Origin of the sequence: Leclercia sp. UBA1284, assembly GCF_002308415.1 — a bacterium.
Lineage (GTDB): Bacteria > Pseudomonadota > Gammaproteobacteria > Enterobacterales > Enterobacteriaceae > Enterobacter > Enterobacter pneumoniae.
The window spans coordinates 1,197,863-1,216,741 of record NZ_DBUS01000006.1 but is presented as its reverse complement, the minus strand read 5'-3'; the positions used below and the strand labels follow the sequence as shown (position 1 = coordinate 1,216,741).

Genomic DNA, 18,879 nt, shown 5'->3' with positions numbered 1-18,879 from the left:
TCCTTTACCAGTTCCACAGGGTGCCATCTTCCAGACGGGCAACCGGCAGATAGGCGGGGTCGTAGGGATATTTTGCGGCCAGTTTTTCATCAAACTCGATGCCGAGTCCGGGCTTGTCGCCTGGGTGCATGTAGCCGTTGTCGAAACGCCAGCTATGCGGGAAGACTTCCAGCATCTGTTCGGAATAGCCCATATACTCCTGTACGCCAAAGTTCGGCACCCACAGGTCAAAATGAAGAGCCGCCGCGTGGCAGATCGGCGACAGATCCGACGGCCCGTGCGAGCCGGTACGTACCTGATAGAGCGAGGCGAAATCGGCGATACGACGCATGCCGGTGATCCCCCCCGCGTGGGTAATGGTGGTGCGGATGTAGTCAATCAGCTGTTCTTCAATCAGCTGTTTGCAGTCCCAGATGCTATTAAAGACTTCGCCTACCGCAATCGGGGTTACGGTATGCTGACGAATTAAACGGAAGCACGCCTGGTTCTCTGCCGGCGTAGGATCTTCCATCCAGAACATGCGGAACGCCTCGATGCTTTTACCGAAACGCGCGGCTTCAATTGGCGTCAGACGGTGGTGCATGTCGTGCAGCAAATGCTCGTTAAAACCAAATTTATTCCGCACGGCATCGAACAGCTTCGGTGTGAAATCGAGATATTTTTCGGTTGACCAGAGCTGCTCTTCTGGCCAGTTGCCTTTGGTGGCAGGCTCGTAGGCCAGCCCTTTGCCCTTCGACATGCCGTAGGTGGTTTTCATACCTGGCACACCGCACTGCACACGAATCGCCTTAAAGCCCATCTCTTTGTGGCGGTCGTAATCTTCCAGCACATCATCAATGCTATGGCCGGTGGTGTGGCAGTAAACCATCACCCCTTCACGGGAGGCGCCGCCCAACAGCTGATAGAGCGGCATGTTTGCCGCTTTAGCCTTAATGTCCCACAGCGCCATATCCACGGCCGAAAGAGCAGACATAGTCACCGGGCCGCGACGCCAGTAAGCGCCTTTGTAGAAGAACTGCCAGATATCCTCGATGCGATGCGCATCGCGGCCAATCAGCTGCGGACAGAGGTGATCTTTCAGGTAGGAGGCGACAGAAAGCTCGCGACCATTCAGAGTGGCATCGCCAAGCCCGACGATACCGTCGTCAGTGGTAATTTTCAGCGTGACAAAATTACGTCCTGGGCAGGTAACAAATACTTCAGCCCCAACAATCTTCATGTTCCGGTTCCTTACATCTTGCGTTGTGATGCAGGAAATTTATGCAATAAGCCTACTACCATACAAGTATTGCGATCAAAAAATCCTCACCGGATCACAAAAAGAGGCGCTCAGGGGCGCCCCCATCCTGCCACGATAATCAGCATGCCGCAGAGCGCTATCGCCGCGCCTGCCCAGTCATACGAGCTCAGTTTCACCCCATCCACGACCCGTAACCAGAGGAGAGCCGTACAGACATAGACACCACCGTAGGCGGCATAGACTCTGCCGCTGGCCGCCGGATGCAGAGTCAATAACCAGACAAACAGCGCCAGCGCTACCGCCGCAGGCAGCAACAGAAACACCGAACCACCCCGTTTCAGCCAGAGCCAGGGCAGGAAACAGCCCAAAATTTCACAAACTGCAGTGGCGAAAAAGAGTAAAGTTGTTTTAATCATATTTAACGTACTTTGAGGGGGGTTGAGTTATTATACCCAACTCTAAAAGGAAGCGTTCCACACAGCTGATGTGGCTTTGCCCTCAAAATGGACTGTTACAGAATCGACGGCGTCATTTACCAATCTTCGCCGCTCGGGAGGAGATCATTATGAATAAATTGAGTACACGTTTCGGACTGGTTGCCCTGCTGGCGGCGATGTTTATCGCTCCAGTCTCTGCCAATACCAGCAAGTTGATTATCGAATCCGGGGATAGCGCGCAAAGCCGTCAGAACGCTGCAATGGATAAAGAGCAGTGGAACGACACCCGCAGCCTGCGCCATAAAGTTAATACCCGCGCAGAGAAAGAGTGGGATAAAGAGGACGTGGCCTTTGATGCGCGCGATAAGTGCCAGCAAAGCGCGAACGTTAATGCCTACTGGGAACCCAACACCCTGCGCTGCCTTGACCGCCGCACCGGCCGCAGCCTGGCACCCTAATCGCCCTGCACTTTACCGCGCAGATCCCTGCGCGGTTTCTCAATAGTAATCAATTGTGTTTTTGATGGTGTATTTGTGTTCCTGCGCCGGTTTTACGCTCTGATCCACAATCAGGAGCTCGCAGGTCACGGGGTTGTCATGGCGATCGTAATCGCAACTCTGTTTGACGTTGCCCAGCGTCTTGTCGTTCAGCATGCTGATGGCGGTATAATCCAGCCGCTTGCGAAGATCCGCAGAAGGTTTGGAGGCCACCGACAGCCGTTGCTCCCCTGAAACGCTCGTCTTGCCCAACGGGTACCCATCCACATCGTAACGATAGCTAACATCGGTCTCTTTCCCGTGCGCGCTGACAATAAATCCGGCGTCATTGGTCTCCCATGAAGTGCCTGAAGCAACCATCTCGGCCAGCTGACATTTACCCTGTAAACGCAACTTTTTCTGCATCGTCTGCGCGTCGAGGTAGTAGTTAGCATTAAGTACCAGCGCCACCCCCGAATTCGATTCGATGTCGTGGATCTCCAGGGTATCGAAACACCCTTCGGTGGATAACGAACCGCTGACCCGTTTCGCCACTTCCCCTTTCTCATTCATCAGAGTCTGACTGAACTCTTTTACCGGTCCGCGCAGGGGATCAAAGTCAAATTCATTAGAAAAGCTTGCCATTTCAGGCGTAAACGAAAGCGGTGCTGAGGCGTTATCACATCCCGCCAACAGCGTCGTCAGGGCTAAACTGGCTGCAATTTTCTTCACGTAACTCACCAAATCTGGAGATAATTCTCAATCATATTAGCAAATACAGACGTTTACACTAAGCCTGCTAAAATTAACCTGATGCCAAACTAAAGGAGGCGGTTATGAAACAGTTACCTTTGATTACTGCACTGCTGCTGGCTGGCGTGGCTCCGGCTGCACTGGCGGCACCCGATTCCTGCGAACGGGTTAAAAGCGATATACAGCAGCGAATTATCAATAATGGCGTACCCGAGTCGGGTTTTACCCTCAACATTGTGCCGAATGACCAAAGCGATCAACCCGATGCTCAGGTTGTTGGTCACTGTGCTAATGACAGTTATAAAATTCTCTATACCCGCACCAGCAGCGGCAATTACCCGGTAAGCGGTGCCGCCACGCAAGACAATGCCCCCACCGAACCCCAGTAACTTTCCCCCGCCCTGGCGGGGGAAATGCCCTCTTCATTGATAAGGATTAATATTTTCTACCTCTAAACAGGTAACACTCCCTTCGTCATTAGCCTGGTAATCATCAGGCATGAAATTGTTTGCACAACAATAACGATGGAGTGAGCTATGTCCGATCATCAGCACTGGGGGGCGATCAGTCGCCGAAGCCTCGTCAAATCCACCGCTATCGGTTCCCTCGCGCTTGCAGCGGGCGGGATTTCCTTGCCTTTTGGGTTACGTAGCGCGGCTGCGGCAATTCAGCAAGCCACGCAGCCTGCAGAAGATAAAGTCGTCTGGGGCGCCTGTTCTGTTAACTGTGGCAGCCGCTGCGCGCTGCGTCTGCACGTTCGCGATGACGAAGTGTGGCGGGTCGAAACCGATAACACCGGCGAAGATATCTACGGCAATCACCAGGTTCGCGCCTGCCTGCGCGGCCGCTCTATCCGCCGGCGTATGAATCACCCGGATCGCCTTAACTATCCGATGAAACGGGTGGGCAAACGCGGCGAAGGAAAATATGAACGTATCAGCTGGGATGAAGCCCTGGACCTGCTGACCGACAGCCTGAAAAAGGTGGTAAGCCAGTACGGTAACGAAGCGGTCTACATCAACTACTCCTCTGGCATCGTTGGCGGCAACGTGACCCGTTCGTCCCCGTATGCCTCACTGGTGGCACGCCTGATGAACTGTTACGGCGGCTTCCTCAGCCATTATGGTACTTACAGTACCGCACAGATAGCCTGTGCCATGCCCTACACCTACGGCAGCAACGAGGGTAACAGCACTTCCGACATCGAAAACAGCCAGCTGGTCGTCATGTTTGGCAACAACCCGACGGAGACGCGCATGAGCGGCGGGGGTATTACCTACTACCTCGAACAGGCGCGGGAGCGCTCAAACGCCCGAATGATCGTCATCGATCCGCGCTATACCGACACCGCGGCCGGGCGTGAAGATGAATGGATACCCATCCGTCCCGGCACCGACGCCGCACTGGTGAGCGCCCTGGCCTGGGTATTGATTACCGAAAATCGGGTTGATCAAGCCTTTCTTGATACCTATTGCGTGGGATACGACGAAAAAACCCTGCCAGAAGGTGCCCCGGCCAACGGGCATTACAAAGCCTGGATTCTGGGAGACGGCGAGGACGGTCTCGCCAAAACACCTGAATGGGCGGCGAAAATTACCGGTATTCCTGCCGAACGTATTGTGAAGCTGGCGCGTGAAATCGGCAGCGCTAAACCGGCCTATATCAGCCAGGGGTGGGGGCCACAGCGTCATGCCAACGGCGAGCTGAGTGCGCGCGCCATCGCAATGCTGCCAATCCTTACCGGCAACGTCGGCATACATGGTGGCAACAGTGGCGCGCGGGAATCTACCTATACCATCACCATCGAGCGCATGCCGGTGCTGGAAAATCCGGTGAAAACGCAAATCTCCTGCTTTAGCTGGACGGATGCCATCGCCCGCGGACCGGAAATGACCGCTACCCGCGATGGCGTACGCGGTAAAGAGAAGCTGGATGTCCCCATCAAATTTATCTGGAACTATGCCGGTAACTGCATCACTAACCAGCATTCGGATATCAACAAAACCCACGCCATTCTGCAGGACGAGAGTCAATGCGAGATGATTGTGGTGATCGACAACTTTATGACCTCCTCGGCGAAGTACGCCGACCTGCTGCTGCCCGATTTAATGACCGTAGAGCAGGAAGATATCATCCCTAACGACTACGCCGGGAATATGGGATATCTCATCTTCCTGCAGCCGGCGACCTCGCCCAAATTTGAGCGCAAACCTATCTACTGGATCATGAGTGAGGTGGCTAAACGTCTCGGCAAGGATGTCTACGATAAATTTACAGAGGGGCGCACGCAATCAGAATGGCTGCAATACCTTTATGCGAAGATGGTGGCCCGGGATCCGCTTTTACCCGCTTATGATGAGCTGAAGAAAATGGGCATCTATAAGCGACGCGATCCTGCTGGCCACTTTGTGGCGTACAAGAAATTCCGCGAAGACCCTCTTAACAACCCGCTGAAAACGCCCTCCGGCAAAATTGAAATCTACTCCAGCAAGCTTGCAGATATCGCCCATCGCTGGGAGCTTGCGCCAGACGAGACCATCAGCCCCCTACCTATCTATGCTCACACCTTTGAAGGCTGGGATGATCCGGCGCGCGACCGCTATCCGCTTCAGCTTTTTGGTTTCCACTTCAAGGGACGCACCCACTCAACCTACGGCAACATCGACGTGCTGGAGGCCGCCTGTCGCCAGGAGGTGTGGATCAATCCGCTCGATGCCGCGTCGCGAGGGATCAAAAACGGCGATCTGGTCCGGGTGTTTAATGGCCGCGGCGAACTGCGTATTGCCGCAAAAGTCACGCCGCGCATCATGCCCGGCGTCAGCGCGATGGGCCAGGGTGCCTGGCATAACGCCGACATGAATGGCGATCGCGTCGATCACGGTGCCTGCGTTAACACCCTCACCACGCACCGCCCCTCACCGCTGGCGAAGGGGAACCCTCAGCACACCAACCTGGTGCAAATTGAGAAGGCATAAGGAGTAGTCGATGACCACCCAGTATGGATTTTATATTGACTCCAGCCGCTGCACCGGGTGCAAAACCTGCGAGCTGGCCTGTAAAGATTACAAAGATCTGACCCCGGACGTGAGCTTCCGCCGCATTTATGAATACGCAGGGGGCGACTGGCAGGAGGATAACGGCGTCTGGCAGCAGAACGTCTTTGCCTACTATCTGTCGATTGCCTGTAACCACTGCGAAGACCCGGCCTGCACCAAAGTCTGCCCGAGCGGCGCCATGCACAAGCGGGAAGACGGCTTTGTGGTGGTTAACGAAGAGGTCTGCATTGGCTGCCGTTATTGCCATATGGCCTGCCCGTACGGCGCGCCGCAGTACAACGCCGCCAAAGGCCACATGACCAAATGCGATGGCTGTTACGATCGCGTGGCAGAGGGCAAAAAGCCAGTCTGCGTGGAGTCCTGCCCGCTGCGTGCGCTGGACTTCGGCCCGATCGACGAGCTACGGCAGAAACACGGCAAGCTGGCGGCCGTTGCGCCGCTGCCGTCGGCGCATTTTACGAAACCAAGTATTGTCATTAAACCCAATGCCAACAGCCGACCAACGGGTGATACCACCGGCTATCTGGCCAATCCGAAGGAGGTGTGAGATGGGAAGCGGATGGCATGAGTGGCCTCTGGTCATTTTTACGGTATTTGGGCAGTGTGCCGTGGGGGCAATACTGGTAATGGGTTTTGTCCTGATGCGGGAAAGCGAGGGTCCGGCACGGGAGCGGATCCTGCGCATGATGTTCTTCGTCTGGCTGGTGATGGGGGCGGGCTTTATTGCCTCGGTGCTGCATCTGGGCTCGCCGCTGCGGGCCTTTAACTCCCTGAACCGCATCGGGGCCTCTGCCCTCAGTAACGAAATCGCCAGTGGTTCGCTCTTCTTTGCCGTAGGCGGCCTCGGCTGGTTGCTGGCGATGTTGAAGAAACTGCCGGATGCGCTCTACACCGCCTGGCTGGTGATCACCCAAATGCTGGGGATCGGTTTTGTCTGGGCAATGACCCGCGTCTATCAGATCGATACCGTCCCCACCTGGCATAATGGATATACCACCCTGGGCTTCTTCCTGACGGTGCTGTTGGGCGGCCCGATTTTGGCTGCGCTGTTATTGCAGGCGGCAAAAGTGAAGGTCCATAGCCAGGCGGCGGCATTAAGCGTCCTGGCGCTGCTGGCTACTGTGGCAGCGGTGGTGCTGCAAAGCAACATGCTCGCCACTGTTCACAGCTCTGTGCAGCAGGCCAGTACCCTGTTGCCGGAGTATGGTTCGCTGCAGGTGTGGCGTATCATACTGCTTGCTGCCGGGCTGGGATGCTGGCTGTGCCCACTGCTGCGACGCCAGTCGCCGAAAACCTGGGGGCTTGCTGCAGGGCTTGTTCTGGTCGTCGTGGGTGAGTTAATCGGCCGTGGCCTTTTTTATGGTCTGCATATGACCACCGGCGTGGCTATCGCCGGATAAACCGGCGCGGGTTTGCCCCGCGCCACTGCAAGGGATGTTGGCATGAATTCTGTTTTACATCGCGAATCTTTCGCTTTTAGCGCCCGGGTTCTGGGCGCCCTGTTCTGGTACGCACCGGATAGCGCCGAGGCGGCACCGCTGGTAACGGCCCTCTCCACAACGGACTGGGCCGCCGACTGGCCTCTTTCATCGGAACAGCTGCAACCTGTGGTTGAGATCCTGCAAGCGCCGGCCGATGAACCGTTACCTGAAGCCTGGCAGCGGCTCTTTATCGGCCCCTATGCGCTACCTGCTCCGCCATGGGGTTCGGTTTGGCTGGATCGTGAATCGGTGCTATTTGGTGACTCGACGCTCGCGCTGCGCCAGTGGATGCGTGATAACGCCATAACCTTTGAGGCTCAGCAAAATGAGCCCGAAGATCATTTCGGTACCCTGTTGATGCTCGCCGCCTGGCTAAGTGAAAACGGGCGTGACGATGCCCGCGATGCGCTACTGGCAGAACATCTGCTGCCCTGGAGTCAGCGTTTTCTCACCGTGCTGGAACAGGAGGCACAGCATCCATTCTATAGCGCGCTCGCCCAACTGGCCCGCCTGACGCTGGAGTCGTGGCGAACGGCGCTGCCCGTCCCGGTCGCGAAAAAACCGCTCTATCGTTGATAAACCTGCCCTTCGGGGCAGGTTTACGCATCTGGCTTTTCACCCATCCGTGTTAAAAATCGCTGCTGGAGCTTCAGCAGATCGCGCAGCGACAGGCGCTGGTAATCCAGCCCTTCTTCACGCGCTATGGCCTCAATCACCTGACTTAAATCGTGATAGTGACGATGATTCCAGTGCGGAAAGAGATGATGGGTCAGATGAAGATTCAGCCCGCCCAGCCAGTAGCCCAGCCATGCCGGACGGGTAGACCAGTCAAAGGTGGTAGTGAAGACATGGGCCAGCCTGCCCTCACTCATCTTGCCGTTTTCAGGAGGTAACTGCGCATGGCCTTTCGCCCAGTGGGTACCGATGACCAGCATCACGAAGAAGAGCGACGAGGTCATTTGGCTCGCCAGATAGACACCCGCTATTGTTCCGGCGCTAAAACTGTCTGCCATCACCCAGCAAGGTAACAGCAGCGAGAACCCGATGTGTGCCCCCTTACCGCAGAGAAAAACCCACCAGCCGGCGAATCCACGCTTCTCGAGGTGGGGAGTGACCGGCGTCAGCCCGCCTCTGTCCAGCCAGTCCATCACCCAGATATACCAGGGAAAGGTCAACGCGGCCACCAGCGGCCAGTAGTAGCGTTGCGCCTGCATTATGGGCCGCCAGCGCTGCCAGGGGCTCTGACGCAGCAGGCCGTTTTCGGCGGTATCAGGATCGTAGCATTCGATATGGGTATAACTGTGATGAAAACGTACGTGACGCACCCGCCAGCAGTCCGGATCCATGCCCAGCGGTACCGTGATGAGCCGGTTTAGCCACCGGTTCGCACTCCTGCCGCGCAGAAAGGCATTGTGGGAGGCGTCATGCATAACATTCACCGCCAGTAACATTGCGCAGACTATCATCAGCAGATACCAGACAAAAAAGGGCAACAGGTGCTGCTGGATGAGCGTCACGCCATAACAGAGCAGACACAGCGCCAGCAGAGCCAGCGCTTTACCGACAGTCCGCGCATCTGCGTAGCGGTGATCATTATTTTTTGCCAATAACGCCCGTGACTCACGCTGTAACGCCCTGACCAGGCGTGGATCGTCTGCAGGAAAACGAATCGATTTTTGCGGATTAAACAGGTTCACGCTGTGCCTCGTTCACCCTGCGCCCTTGACCCGCCAACAGCGCAATGGCGTGCACAACGAGCCCGGCCATCACCCCCAGCCAGTAAGGCTGGCGCCAGTCCCAGATGCCGATAAACAGCAGAGGCAACCCCAGTGTCACCAGCAGCCAGAGCACCACTCCCCACCGCTGCCCATCGCTGATCCCGCCCAGCGCGATAGACCCTGCGGCCAGTAATAAAAACAGCGCGGTCTGCTGCGTGGTGATCCGCTCAATGTCGTAGCCGTAAAGCTGGATATAACCCAGCACCAGGCCAAACAGTAAGAGCGCGCCGGCGATCACGATCGTAGCTGAGGCGTTAAACCGCCGGGGCGGTTGAGCACGCGTTTTTCGCACCCCAAGCATGCGCAGGAAAGGCAGATTGCTCTCCCGCAGAGGATTAGAGGAAGGACGTTCACCCTGCACACCGTAACCGGGCTCGACGGGTGGCGTGACGCGACAAAAAGTACCAAATAACTTGTCCCAAAAGATAAAGGTACCGCCGTAATTGGAGTCGGCAAAGCGGCGCGCCTTGTAATGGTGTACCCGATGATGTGACGGTGTAACAAACAGATATTCCAGCCAACCCAACTTTGGTGTTAAGGCGTTGTGGTTAAAGAACTGCACGCTGTAATGCAGCACGGAGACGACTAAAAAAACGCTTAACGGGACGCCGAGCACCGCTAACACCAGAAAGAACGGGATCCCCGTTAATGAGGAGTACCATGAGTTCCTCACCCCCAGTGAAAGATTGAAATGCTCGCCCTGATGGTGCACCACATGTACCGCCCAAAGAGGACGCAGCATGTGGTGAAGGCGATGGAGCCAATAAAAACCGAAATCCCACGCCAGAAGGGTGAACAACCACAGCCAGACCGGTGACACGCTATCAAAAAGGTGCAGACTGAAGCGGCTGAAGACCAGCCCGTAACAGAGCACCTCGGTGCATCTGAACAACCACAGGACGATATGGCCGGAGTTGATGTTAAAGACGACATCGTGCCAGTCGATTTTTTGTCGCCCGGTCAGGTGTAAAATGCCCGCTTCCCCAAACACCAGAACCAGCATAACAATAATTGGAACCAGTAAATCACTCATTAATACGCTCCCTGTGTAATGTCCGCCGCCTCTCCAGGCGTAACGCCAGCCAGCCGCATCCCCAGGCCAGCACGCCGCCGCCCAGCAGATCGATGAACAAATGCCTGCGCAACTGCAGGATCGAAAACCCAATGGCAAGCGCCCAGACCAGGCTTGCCACCGTCAATACTCCCTGCCGTCTGACGGCAATAGCCCAGACGGAAAGCAGGGTTAACGCCGCATGCAGCGACGGAAAGCAGTTTTGTGGTGAATCGACGCTGATTAGCCAGGTCAGAAGTTGCGACGCGCTGCCGTCGGAAGAATAAGTGGGATAATGAAGCGTGGTCGGCCAGAGCAGGTAAATCACGCCTGCACCCAGCGCCGACAGCTGCATGGCGCATGTCAGCCAGCGCAGGCGATCGCGCGGAACCAGCAAATACCCAAGCGGCACCAGCAGGAAAAACGACAAATAGAGCCAGATTGCCGAGGGTGAGAAAGGGATGCTGGAATCGATAGCCATCGGTGTCAGATGATACCCCTTCCCCTGCAGACGATCGCTGAGGGCGTAGACCACCCCCACCGCCCCCCAGCCGAGAAGCATGTGCCACAAACGGGGTTTTATCGCGTTCATGCTTCCCCCTGGCGACGGACGATACGCCGTCTTTTATGGGCAAAGTGCGCCGGTAACGGCCGGGAAATTAAGGACCAGTCCAGCGACGCGGGGGCGATCCCCTGGCGGGTGAAGAGCTCGCTGAGAGCCGAGCGACACTGCTCAAGGATCGCCTCGTTGCAATCCGCCATTAATGTCAGGCTCGCCGCTCCGGTCTGCTCCAGCCGGTAGTCTGCTGTCAGGGGCAATGTCTGGGCCAGCACGCGGCTACAGGCGTCGGCAAACACCACCTGTGGCTTACCTGCCCGATCGGGAAGTTGCAGCTGATCGTCCCGGCGCCCTTCGATGCGCTCGATGGCGCGGGCGGCGTTGCCGCAGGGGCATGGTGTCGTGCGCGCAACCAGCACATCGTCAAGCCGATAGCGCACAATGGGCTGAGTGGTGCGCGTAAAATCGGTAATAAGGGGAATAAAGCGGCGATCGTCCAGCCACTGGGGCTCAATATGCACAAACTCTTCATTGAGATGCAGCGTGCCATGAGCACAGGTTGACGCCAGAAAACCTTCCGTTGCCTGATAGATTTCCCCCACTGAACCAAAAGTCTGTATGAGCAAGGCTTTGTCCTGTTCGTCCAGCACCTCTGCTACCGAGATGACCTTTTTCACCGATAAGCTCAGCTCGCCGGCCTGTACCGCCAGCGCCAGGGCGCGCAGCACCTGCGCCGGGGCAACGATCAGGGTCGGAGATTGTTGTGCAAGACGGGAAAGCCCGGCAGAAAACGGTGCCAGTAGATCGTAAAACTCGAGGCTCAGCCAGCGGTTATTGACGCTCTGATAGAGGTTGTTATCCGCACGCAAAAAAAGCGCCACGCGCTCGCCGGCGAACAGGCCATCCGGCAACGCTTTCGCCAGTACCCCGGCGGCCCAGACCTGCTGCTCATGCGGGCTGACCACAAACAACCCGCGTCGCCCGGAGGTCCCCGACGAGAGCCCCACGCTATAGCGCCCTATCGTTGGACGAAAATCCCGACTCTGCTCGCTCTGCAGCGCACAGGCCATCAGCGCGTCGCGCTTCAGCCCGGCGGTGTTCATTTCATCGAACTTTTCCATCATCAGCGCCTTATCCATGGTGGGCCACTGGCTGAGCGGTAACCTGAGATAACGGCGAAACCATGGGCTTCGGGACAGCACCCGTTTTTTAAACCTTTCCAGGCGCCGGGTCTGCCACGCTTCCAGCGCCTCGCGGTCGGTAAAACGCAGATGGCGGGTGCGATAATAGCGCCATAACAGCCGAAGCGGGATCATAAGTCTCCCTCATGGCAAAGACGGATATCCACCTGCCCTTGTTGCCAGAGCTGGTTGAGCTTTTCCAGCGTGCGATAAAACGCCGCCGGGTCAGACATCACCAGATTCGCCAGACGCGACGGTCCTTTCAGCTCCCGGTAACTGGTGGGAGACCAGGCGGCATCTGCCGCCAGTAGGGTCCATCCCGCATCGGTAAACACAAAGGCGCCAAAATGCCCTGCGGCATGGCCTGGCAACGGCACCAGCAGAATTTCGTCATTGCTACCGGGCAATAGATACCCACGATCAAAGGGCATCAGCGCCGCAGGTAACGCCACGCATTCGAAGCGCTCAAAAAAAGTGAGTGACGATTCAAACTCAGCGGGAAATAGCCCGGGGACAAAGGCCTGCCGCAGCGCGGCAAAGCCACGCAAATGTCTCACCTGCTGCCAGCCTTCCCCCGAGCAGAGGCAGGCTACGCCAGGAAAATCGCGTAACCCTGCAACATGGTCGGCGTGGAAATGCGACAGAATAATGCCGTCGATATCCCCGCCGGTGATGCCGCGCGCGAGCAGCTGTTGGGCCAGCGACGCCTGCGGGTCAAAGTAGACGGGCGTCATCTGGCGATAAATGCGAAAAACGCCTTCGCGGGTATATTGCTCAAACCACGAGGCATAACCGGTATCCCATAGCCAGCGCTTGCCCCCTGCCTCCAGCAGCCACGCGCGGGAAGGAAATTTGCAAACGCGAAAGCCGGCGCCTTTCAGCGCCATGCAGCCAATATGGGTACAGTAGCCCACTTCAAAGGCGGTGATCGTTGCCATGCGTTCTTAGCCACTCCCCGGTACGTGCGATGCCATCATCCATTGTAAACACCGGGTGATACCCCAGTTCATCAATGGCCCTTTGTTGACTTAGGGTCATGTCGAAACAGACCGTGCCCGCACTATAGCGGGTAATGCGTGGTTCCTTGCCGGTGCAATGGCCCACCAACTCCATACCGCGAGTCACCAGCGACATTAGCGGCCAGGGCAGCGCCTGGATGCGATAGTTCAGGCCAAGCTGCTGGTGCAGCAGCGCGTTGAGCATCGTTTTAAGCTGCTGCGGCTGATGGTTAGTGATGTTATAGACGCTGCCGGAGCGCAGCCCGGCCTCGCCGGTGGCGAGGGTCATGGCGTGCACCACGTTTTCGACATAGGTCAGATCGAGGAGCGCCTCTCCGCCACGCGGCAAGCGCAGCACACCGCCGTCGCGGTGCAGTTGCTGCAATAGTCGCGGTACGATCACCCTGTCGTGAGGGCCGAACAAGCCGCGCGGGCGCAGAAGCACAAAGGTGGTGGCCGGGAAGCGCGCAACCGCAGCCTGAATCCGCTCTTCAGCGGCGTATTTGCTGCTGGCGTAATGGCTGGAAAAATGGCGCGCCCGGTCACTCTCTTGTACATCGTAGCGATGCTGAAAGTCGAAATAGATGGCCGGAGTCGAAATATGAATAAAGCGGGGGATTTCCAGCTCGCCTGCGGCCTGCGCCAGGCGGCGGGTGGACTCGACATTGGCCTGCCAGAAGGCGGCTCCCCCGCCCCAGGGCGACGATTTCGCGGCACAGTGCCATACTGCGTCGCAGCCGTTCATCAACTGGCGGCACTCCGCCTCGCTGGCAGTCGTTAACTCGAGCGGAATAAAGTGCGCCCCCGCCTGCATTAAAGCGTTGCCTTCCGACCGATTGCGACCGGTGGCGACCACCTGATGCCCTTGCGCCAGTAATTGCGAAACCGCATTGCGACCCAGTCCGCTGGTCGCGCCTGTGACCAGGATTTTCATGGGATCAGCACCATTCCTGCAAGGGTCAACCCCGCTGCCGTCCCAATCAGCATGACGGGTTTACCCGGCTGGAAACGCCCGGAGATGACCGCTTCATGTAACGCAGTCGGAATTGAGGCCGCCACCTGATTACCGTAGTAGCGATAGATGTCGACCAGTACCGCTTCCGGCACCTTGAGGCGCTTACGCATATGCTCAAGCGAAAGATGGCTGGCCTGATGGGGCACCACGGTAGCTATCTCATCAAGAGCAATACCGCTTTTTTGCAGCAAACGTGCAAAATAGTCCTCAATCAGCGATGCGGCGAAGCGAAACAGGCGTTTGCCCTGCATGTGGAACAGGAAATCGCTATCGGTCATGCCCGCGCGCGGGTTACGTCGCGTGCCACCGGCGCGGATTTCACACAGCTCGCTGCCATCGGGATACATTTCAATCAGACTGGCGACGATACCGCTGGCCCCGTCTCCTCGTTCAACGATAGCGCAGGCCGCGCCGTCGCCAAAGATCAGCGAAGACTCTTCATGCGCCCAGTCGATACCCCGCGAAGCAATATCGGCCGAGACAATAGCAATACGCCGATAAGCGCCGCTATTGAGCAGGCCGGCCGCCACTTCCAGCGCCGAGATGAAGCTCACGCAGCTGCTGTTAATGTCAAATCCGGCTACGCCTGCGGGCATATTCGCCGCCTGCAAAATATGTATCGCGCTGCAGGGTAGCGCCTGAACGGCAATGGCCGAAGCGCAAATCAGCAGGTCGATGGACGAGGGGGCGAGCGATGCCGAGGCCAGTGCGTTATGCAGCGCCTCTGCCGCCAGAGCCGCCTGGCTGGCCTCTGCCGTGGCATGATAGCGCCAGAGAATATTTGAGCGTCGCTCAACATAGCCTTCGGGCTTACCGAGCTGGCGGTCCAGCGTTGCGGATACGATTTTTTCTCCCGGTAACGCAATGCCCGTGGCAATAATTTTTAGCGCTGTCGTGGGTGCGCCAGTCACCCCTGTTTTTCCCTGCAACACACTCACTTCCCTCTGCAGAATTTGTGATAGTTCTTTTTATGCTGGCTCAGGTCACCACGTAAGAGACACTGAACGTTAGTGCGAAGAGTACAGGCGAACAGACCAGGCTGCCAGACCCGCGTTTTCAGGGTTGACAGCCGCCAGCATAGTGACGTTGTCACTTGAAGCATTGCGGTTTAAGACTATTCTGCTCTGCTATGTGTCATACGTTATGCCATAAGGCGTAACACCCTGTTTTCCCTCTAAACCTTACGCAACACTTTTTGTCATTAACTGGCAACTTTGCCGGCTCGTTGCTATAGCTGGAAAAGACCCTGCCGGAACATGGCATAACAACAGGCAACCAACAGGTTGCTATAACGCATGCACAACAGGGAGACACACCGCAATGCACGCATCGTTTTTCACACGCGCACTGTTATTTATCGCCGCCATCGCCGTGGTACTCGGGCTGCTTACCTGGGGTATTGGCCTTGAGACGATAAAAGCGCGCCAGGTTGACCTGATCTATCTCGGCCAGCAGCATCTCATCCTGGTCTTTTCCTCCATGTTTTTTGCTTTGTTGATTGGCATTCCCAGCGGTATTGCCCTCAGCCGTCCTGCCGCACGCGGTATTGCCGAATATGTAATGCAAATCTTTAACGTCGGCAATACGTTACCACCGCTGGCCGTACTGGCGCTGGCGATGGTGGTGATTGGCATCGGTGACACCCCGGCCATCATCGCCCTTTTCCTTGCTTCGCTGCTGCCCATTGTGCGTAACACCTACGCCGGGCTCTGTTCAGTCCCCTCTTCCTTACTGGAGGCGGCAAATGGCATCGGCATGACCAAATGGCAACGCCTGCGTCAGGTCGAGCTGCCCAATGCCTGGCCAGTAATCTTATCGGGGATCCGCATCGCAACCGCCATTAACGTGGGTACCGCGCCACTGGCGTTTCTGATCGGGGCCAGCAGCTATGGCGAGCTGATCTTCCCGGGCATCTACCTGAATGACTTCCCGACGCTTATCCTGGGTGCTGCCGCCACGGCGCTGTTTGCCCTGATTCTGGATACGCTGCTGGCCGTGCTGGGCCGTCTTCTGAGCCCGCACACCGCCTGATAATTATAATAAGGAGCCACCATGACACTCTTTTCCCGCCTGGCAGGGCTGTGTGCTGCCACGCTCTTCGTCGCGCAAGCGCAGGCCGCGCCGTTGATTCTGGCGACCAAAAGCTTCACCGAGCAACATATCCTCTCTGCCATGACCGTGCAGTATCTGCAGAAAAGAGGCTTTGAGGTTCAGCCAAAGACCAACATCGCGACGGTGATCTCCCGTAATGCCATGATCAACAAGCAGATTGACATGACCTGGGAGTACACAGGCACCTCGCTGATTATCTTCAACCATATCAATAAGCGCATGTCGCCCGAAGAGTCTTACGAGACGGTAAAGCGCCTGGATGCGAAGCACGGTCTGGTGTGGCTTAAACCGGCCGATATGAACAATACCTACGCCTTCGCCATGCAGCGTAAGCGGGCCGAAGCGGAGCACATTAATACCATGTCGGAGATGGTGGAAAGAATTGAAAAAATCCGTAAAACCGATCCGGACAATAACTGGCTGCTGGGGTTGGATTTGGAGTTTTCCGGGCGTAGCGATGGCATGAAACCCCTGCAGGCTGCCTACCAGCTGGAGCTTGACCGCCCACAGATCCGCCAGATGGATCCGGGTCTGGTCTATAACGCCATTCGTGACGGTTTCGTCGATGCCGGTCTGATCTACACCACCGATGGTCGGGTAAAAGGCTTCGACCTGAAGGTGCTGGAAGATGACAAAGGTTTCTTCCCCAGCTATGCGGTTACGCCGGTGGTGCGCCAGGATACGCTGAAAGCAAACCCGGGACTGGAGGAGGCGCTGAACACGCTCTCTGACCAGTTAAATAATGAGGTGATCACCGAGCTGAATAAAAAAGTGGATATCGATCATCAGTCACCCCAGCAGGTCGCTCGCGACTTCCTGCGTAGCAAAAATCTGCTGTAAGGAGGAGAGATGGAGACGATTCACTACATCATAGACAACTGGGGTTATCTGATGACCCTCACCTTCCAGCACCTGTGGCTGGTCGCGCTGGCGGTAGGGCTGGCGATAATCATCGGCGTTCCGCTCGGGATTCTGATTGTCCGCCATAAATGGCTGGCCACGCCGATACTCGGCCTGACCACCATCCTGCTGACCATACCGTCGATTGCGCTGTTCGGGCTGATGATTCCGCTCTTTTCGCTGATCGGTCATGGCATTGGCGCCCTGCCTGCCATCACCGCCGTGTTTCTCTACTCACTGCTGCCCATTGTACGTAACACCCATACCGCCCTCGACAGTCTGCCGTCCGGTCTGCAGGAGGCGGGGCGCGGTATCGGCATGACCTTCTGGCAGCGCCTGCGCTGGGTTGAGATCCCGATGGCACTGCCGGTCATCTTTGGCGGCATTCGTACCGCCGTAGTGATGAATATCGGGGTGATGGCAATCGCCGCCGTGATTGGCGCGGGCGGTCTGGGGCTGCTGTTACTGAACGGCATCGGCGGCAGTGATATCCGTATGCTGATTGCCGGCGCCGTAATGATTTGTCTGTTAGCCATTGTGCTGGACTGGCTGCTGCACCGTTTGCAGCGCGTTCTGACTCCAAAGGGGATTCGATAATGATAAAACTGGAAAACCTCACCAAACAATTTGCCCAGAAAAATGGTCAGGGCGTGAAAGCAGTAGATAACGTTAACCTGAACGTACCAGAAGGCGAAATGTGTGTGCTGCTGGGCCCTTCCGGCTGCGGTAAAACCACTACGCTGAAGATGATCAACCGCCTGATTGCCCCCAGCAGCGGCAAAATTTTGATTAACGGTGAAGATACCAGCGGCATGGATACCGTAACCCTACGCCGTAGCATCGGGTATGTGATTCAGCAGATCGGTCTTTTCCCGAATATGACCATCGAAGAGAACATCACCGTGGTCCCCCGCATGCTGGGCTGGGACAAGAAACGTTGTAAAGAACGCGCCACAGAATTGATGGACATGGTGGCGATGGATCCGCACAAGTTCCTAAACCGCTATCCGCGCGAAATGTCCGGCGGTCAGCAGCAGCGTATCGGCGTGATTCGCGCCCTGGCGGCGGATCCGCCGGTACTGTTGATGGATGAGCCCTTCGGCGCCGTCGATCCCATCAACCGCGAAGTGATTCAGAATCAGTTCCTGGAGATGCAGCGTAAGCTGAAAAAGACGGTGATGCTGGTGAGCCACGACATCGACGAAGCGCTCAAGCTGGGGGATCGTATTGCCGTCTTCCGCCAGGGGCGTATTGTACAGTGCGCCAGCCCTGACGAGCTGTTGGCAAAACCGGCGAACGACTTTGTCGGCTCTTTTGTCGGCCAGGACCGCACCCTGAAGCGTCTGCTGCTGGTATCAGCGGGTGATGTCACCGACCAGCAGCCGACCCTTACCGTGCGCCCGGATACGGCTTTAATGGAAGCCTTCGCGCTCATGGACGATAACGATATTCGCGCCGTCACCGTGGTCGATGGTCAGGGCAAGCCGCTTGGATTTGTTAAGCGTCGGGAAGCCCGAAATGCTACGGGGGCCTGTGGCGATATTATCCATCCGTTCCGCATCACCGGCAAAGCCGAGGACAACCTGCGCGTTGTGCTGTCGCGCCTTTACGAGAGCAATACCAGCTGGATGCCCATCGTCGATGAAGAGGGACGCTATAACGGCGAAATTTCCCAGGACTATATTGCCGAATACCTCAGCTCCGGTCGTACCCGCCGGGCGCTGAATATTCATAGCGACATTTAATCCCATCCGGCCCGGCTTCTGTCGGGCCGAATACGGCTTTCCTGACCGTCGATTTTCCCTCACAATTACCCCACTCTTCCTCTTCTATTGCCGAGCT

20 protein-coding genes are annotated in these 18,879 nt (G+C 56.8%); 10 read left to right on the top strand and 10 right to left on the bottom strand.

What is annotated here, in order from left to right:
• Positions 1 to 4 precede the first annotated feature (4 nt).
• Both rspA and B3511_RS09095 read right to left on the bottom strand, forming a co-directional pair.
• The gene (gene rspA / locus B3511_RS09100; protein WP_286781874.1) at positions 5 to 1,219 is read right to left on the bottom strand and encodes a starvation-sensing protein RspA; all 1,215 of its coding nucleotides are present in this window, start codon (positions 1,217 to 1,219) and stop codon (positions 5 to 7) included.
• Between the two features lie 110 nt (positions 1,220 to 1,329).
• Positions 1,330 to 1,656, bottom strand: coding sequence for a YnfA family protein (locus B3511_RS09095; protein WP_046885568.1), 327 nt, complete (start codon positions 1,654 to 1,656; stop codon positions 1,330 to 1,332).
• Positions 1,657 to 1,805: 149 nt separating this feature from the next.
• Between B3511_RS09095 and B3511_RS09090 the strand changes: the two genes are divergently transcribed.
• Positions 1,806 to 2,135, top strand: coding sequence for a DUF1283 family protein (locus tag B3511_RS09090; RefSeq protein ID WP_040075794.1), 330 nt, complete (start codon positions 1,806 to 1,808; stop codon positions 2,133 to 2,135).
• A 39-nt stretch (positions 2,136 to 2,174) separates the two neighbouring features.
• On the opposite strand, the gene B3511_RS09085 is transcribed toward B3511_RS09090, so the two are convergent.
• Entirely contained in the window at positions 2,175 to 2,885 is a 711-nt protein-coding gene (locus tag B3511_RS09085) for a YnfC family lipoprotein (RefSeq protein WP_414671873.1), read from the bottom strand.
• Positions 2,886 to 2,989: 104 nt separating this feature from the next.
• Here B3511_RS09085 and B3511_RS09080 point away from each other — a divergent pair, with 104 nt between their 5' ends.
• The 5 genes from B3511_RS09080 (at position 2,990) to dmsD (ending at position 8,019) form a co-directional block, all read left to right on the top strand.
• Positions 2,990 to 3,295: a DUF1161 domain-containing protein gene (locus tag B3511_RS09080; protein WP_040075796.1), complete on the top strand. Its 306-nt coding sequence runs from the start codon at positions 2,990 to 2,992 to the stop codon at positions 3,293 to 3,295.
• Positions 3,296 to 3,442: 147 nt separating this feature from the next.
• Positions 3,443 to 5,881: a selenate/tellurate reductase subunit YnfE gene (gene ynfE / locus B3511_RS09075; RefSeq protein WP_286781870.1), complete on the top strand. Its 2,439-nt coding sequence runs from the start codon at positions 3,443 to 3,445 to the stop codon at positions 5,879 to 5,881.
• Positions 5,882 to 5,891: 10 nt separating this feature from the next.
• A complete protein-coding gene (locus tag B3511_RS09070; RefSeq protein ID WP_040075798.1) occupies positions 5,892 to 6,509 on the top strand; it encodes a DMSO/selenate family reductase complex B subunit in 618 nt (205 codons plus the stop codon).
• 1 nt (position 6,510) lies between these two features.
• The gene (locus B3511_RS09065) at positions 6,511 to 7,362 is read left to right on the top strand and encodes a dimethyl sulfoxide reductase anchor subunit family protein (RefSeq protein ID WP_286781869.1); all 852 of its coding nucleotides are present in this window, start codon (positions 6,511 to 6,513) and stop codon (positions 7,360 to 7,362) included.
• 42 nt (positions 7,363 to 7,404) lie between these two features.
• Positions 7,405 to 8,019: a Tat proofreading chaperone DmsD gene (dmsD, locus tag B3511_RS09060; RefSeq protein WP_286781867.1), complete on the top strand. Its 615-nt coding sequence runs from the start codon at positions 7,405 to 7,407 to the stop codon at positions 8,017 to 8,019.
• 23 nt (positions 8,020 to 8,042) lie between these two features.
• On the opposite strand, the gene B3511_RS09055 is transcribed toward dmsD, so the two are convergent.
• From B3511_RS09055 to B3511_RS09025, 7 genes are read right to left on the bottom strand one after another with little or no spacing between them, the layout of a single operon-like run.
• On the bottom strand, positions 8,043 to 9,140 hold the full coding sequence (locus tag B3511_RS09055) for a fatty acid desaturase family protein (RefSeq protein ID WP_286781866.1): 1,098 nt from the start codon (positions 9,138 to 9,140) through the stop codon (positions 8,043 to 8,045).
• On the bottom strand, positions 9,127 to 10,254 hold the full coding sequence (locus B3511_RS09050) for a sterol desaturase family protein (protein ID WP_286781864.1): 1,128 nt from the start codon (positions 10,252 to 10,254) through the stop codon (positions 9,127 to 9,129). Before B3511_RS09050 ends, B3511_RS09055 begins: the two co-directional genes overlap by 14 nt.
• Positions 10,247 to 10,864, bottom strand: coding sequence for a phosphatase PAP2 family protein (locus tag B3511_RS09045; RefSeq protein WP_286781862.1), 618 nt, complete (start codon positions 10,862 to 10,864; stop codon positions 10,247 to 10,249). Before B3511_RS09045 ends, B3511_RS09050 begins: the two co-directional genes overlap by 8 nt.
• The gene (locus tag B3511_RS09040) at positions 10,861 to 12,147 is read right to left on the bottom strand and encodes a F390 synthetase-related protein (protein WP_286781860.1); all 1,287 of its coding nucleotides are present in this window, start codon (positions 12,145 to 12,147) and stop codon (positions 10,861 to 10,863) included. Before B3511_RS09040 ends, B3511_RS09045 begins: the two co-directional genes overlap by 4 nt.
• On the bottom strand, positions 12,144 to 12,950 hold the full coding sequence (locus B3511_RS09035) for an MBL fold metallo-hydrolase (protein WP_286781859.1): 807 nt from the start codon (positions 12,948 to 12,950) through the stop codon (positions 12,144 to 12,146). The genes B3511_RS09040 and B3511_RS09035 overlap by 4 nt, the downstream gene beginning before the upstream one ends.
• Positions 12,928 to 13,944, bottom strand: coding sequence for an NAD-dependent epimerase/dehydratase family protein (locus tag B3511_RS09030; RefSeq protein ID WP_286781857.1), 1,017 nt, complete (start codon positions 13,942 to 13,944; stop codon positions 12,928 to 12,930). The genes B3511_RS09035 and B3511_RS09030 overlap by 23 nt, the downstream gene beginning before the upstream one ends.
• Complete coding sequence (locus tag B3511_RS09025; RefSeq protein ID WP_286781855.1) at positions 13,941 to 14,936, bottom strand: 3-oxoacyl-[acyl-carrier-protein] synthase III C-terminal domain-containing protein; 996 nt, start codon at positions 14,934 to 14,936, stop codon at positions 13,941 to 13,943. Before B3511_RS09025 ends, B3511_RS09030 begins: the two co-directional genes overlap by 4 nt.
• A gap of 409 nt (positions 14,937 to 15,345) precedes the next feature.
• Between B3511_RS09025 and osmY the strand changes: the two genes are divergently transcribed.
• Genes osmY through osmV form a run of 4 tightly spaced genes read left to right on the top strand, consistent with a single transcriptional unit; the run spans position 15,346 to position 18,782 of the window.
• Positions 15,346 to 16,056 (top strand): ABC transporter permease, encoded by a 711-nt coding sequence (osmY, locus tag B3511_RS09020; protein ID WP_207293679.1) that lies wholly within the window; start codon positions 15,346 to 15,348, stop codon positions 16,054 to 16,056.
• 21 nt (positions 16,057 to 16,077) lie between these two features.
• On the top strand, positions 16,078 to 16,977 hold the full coding sequence (locus B3511_RS09015) for a glycine betaine ABC transporter substrate-binding protein (protein WP_286781852.1): 900 nt from the start codon (positions 16,078 to 16,080) through the stop codon (positions 16,975 to 16,977).
• 9 nt (positions 16,978 to 16,986) lie between these two features.
• Entirely contained in the window at positions 16,987 to 17,634 is a 648-nt protein-coding gene (gene osmW / locus B3511_RS09010) for an osmoprotectant ABC transporter permease OsmW (RefSeq protein ID WP_040075814.1), read from the top strand.
• A complete protein-coding gene (gene osmV, locus B3511_RS09005; RefSeq protein WP_286781849.1) occupies positions 17,634 to 18,782 on the top strand; it encodes an osmoprotectant ABC transporter ATP-binding protein OsmV in 1,149 nt (382 codons plus the stop codon). The genes osmW and osmV overlap by 1 nt, the downstream gene beginning before the upstream one ends.
• Positions 18,783 to 18,879: the final 97 nt, after the last annotated feature.

Coding starts and splice junctions, on each gene's coding strand:
- B3511_RS09050 (WP_286781864.1), bottom strand. CDS start 10,254: ATGAGTGATTTACTGGTTCCAATTATTGTTATGCTGGTTCTGGTGTTT.
- rspA (WP_286781874.1), bottom strand. CDS start 1,219: ATGAAGATTGTTGGGGCTGAAGTATTTGTTACCTGCCCAGGACGTAAT.
- osmY (WP_207293679.1), top strand. CDS start 15,346: ATGCACGCATCGTTTTTCACACGCGCACTGTTATTTATCGCCGCCATC.
- B3511_RS09080 (WP_040075796.1), top strand. CDS start 2,990: ATGAAACAGTTACCTTTGATTACTGCACTGCTGCTGGCTGGCGTGGCT.
- osmW (WP_040075814.1), top strand. CDS start 16,987: ATGGAGACGATTCACTACATCATAGACAACTGGGGTTATCTGATGACC.
- B3511_RS09030 (WP_286781857.1), bottom strand. CDS start 13,944: ATGAAAATCCTGGTCACAGGCGCGACCAGCGGACTGGGTCGCAATGCG.
- B3511_RS09035 (WP_286781859.1), bottom strand. CDS start 12,950: ATGGCAACGATCACCGCCTTTGAAGTGGGCTACTGTACCCATATTGGC.
- B3511_RS09095 (WP_046885568.1), bottom strand. CDS start 1,656: ATGATTAAAACAACTTTACTCTTTTTCGCCACTGCAGTTTGTGAAATT.
- B3511_RS09090 (WP_040075794.1), top strand. CDS start 1,806: ATGAATAAATTGAGTACACGTTTCGGACTGGTTGCCCTGCTGGCGGCG.
- B3511_RS09065 (WP_286781869.1), top strand. CDS start 6,511: ATGGGAAGCGGATGGCATGAGTGGCCTCTGGTCATTTTTACGGTATTT.
- ynfE (WP_286781870.1), top strand. CDS start 3,443: ATGTCCGATCATCAGCACTGGGGGGCGATCAGTCGCCGAAGCCTCGTC.
- B3511_RS09070 (WP_040075798.1), top strand. CDS start 5,892: ATGACCACCCAGTATGGATTTTATATTGACTCCAGCCGCTGCACCGGG.
- B3511_RS09045 (WP_286781862.1), bottom strand. CDS start 10,864: ATGAACGCGATAAAACCCCGTTTGTGGCACATGCTTCTCGGCTGGGGG.
- osmV (WP_286781849.1), top strand. CDS start 17,634: ATGATAAAACTGGAAAACCTCACCAAACAATTTGCCCAGAAAAATGGT.
- B3511_RS09015 (WP_286781852.1), top strand. CDS start 16,078: ATGACACTCTTTTCCCGCCTGGCAGGGCTGTGTGCTGCCACGCTCTTC.
- B3511_RS09040 (WP_286781860.1), bottom strand. CDS start 12,147: ATGATCCCGCTTCGGCTGTTATGGCGCTATTATCGCACCCGCCATCTG.
- dmsD (WP_286781867.1), top strand. CDS start 7,405: ATGAATTCTGTTTTACATCGCGAATCTTTCGCTTTTAGCGCCCGGGTT.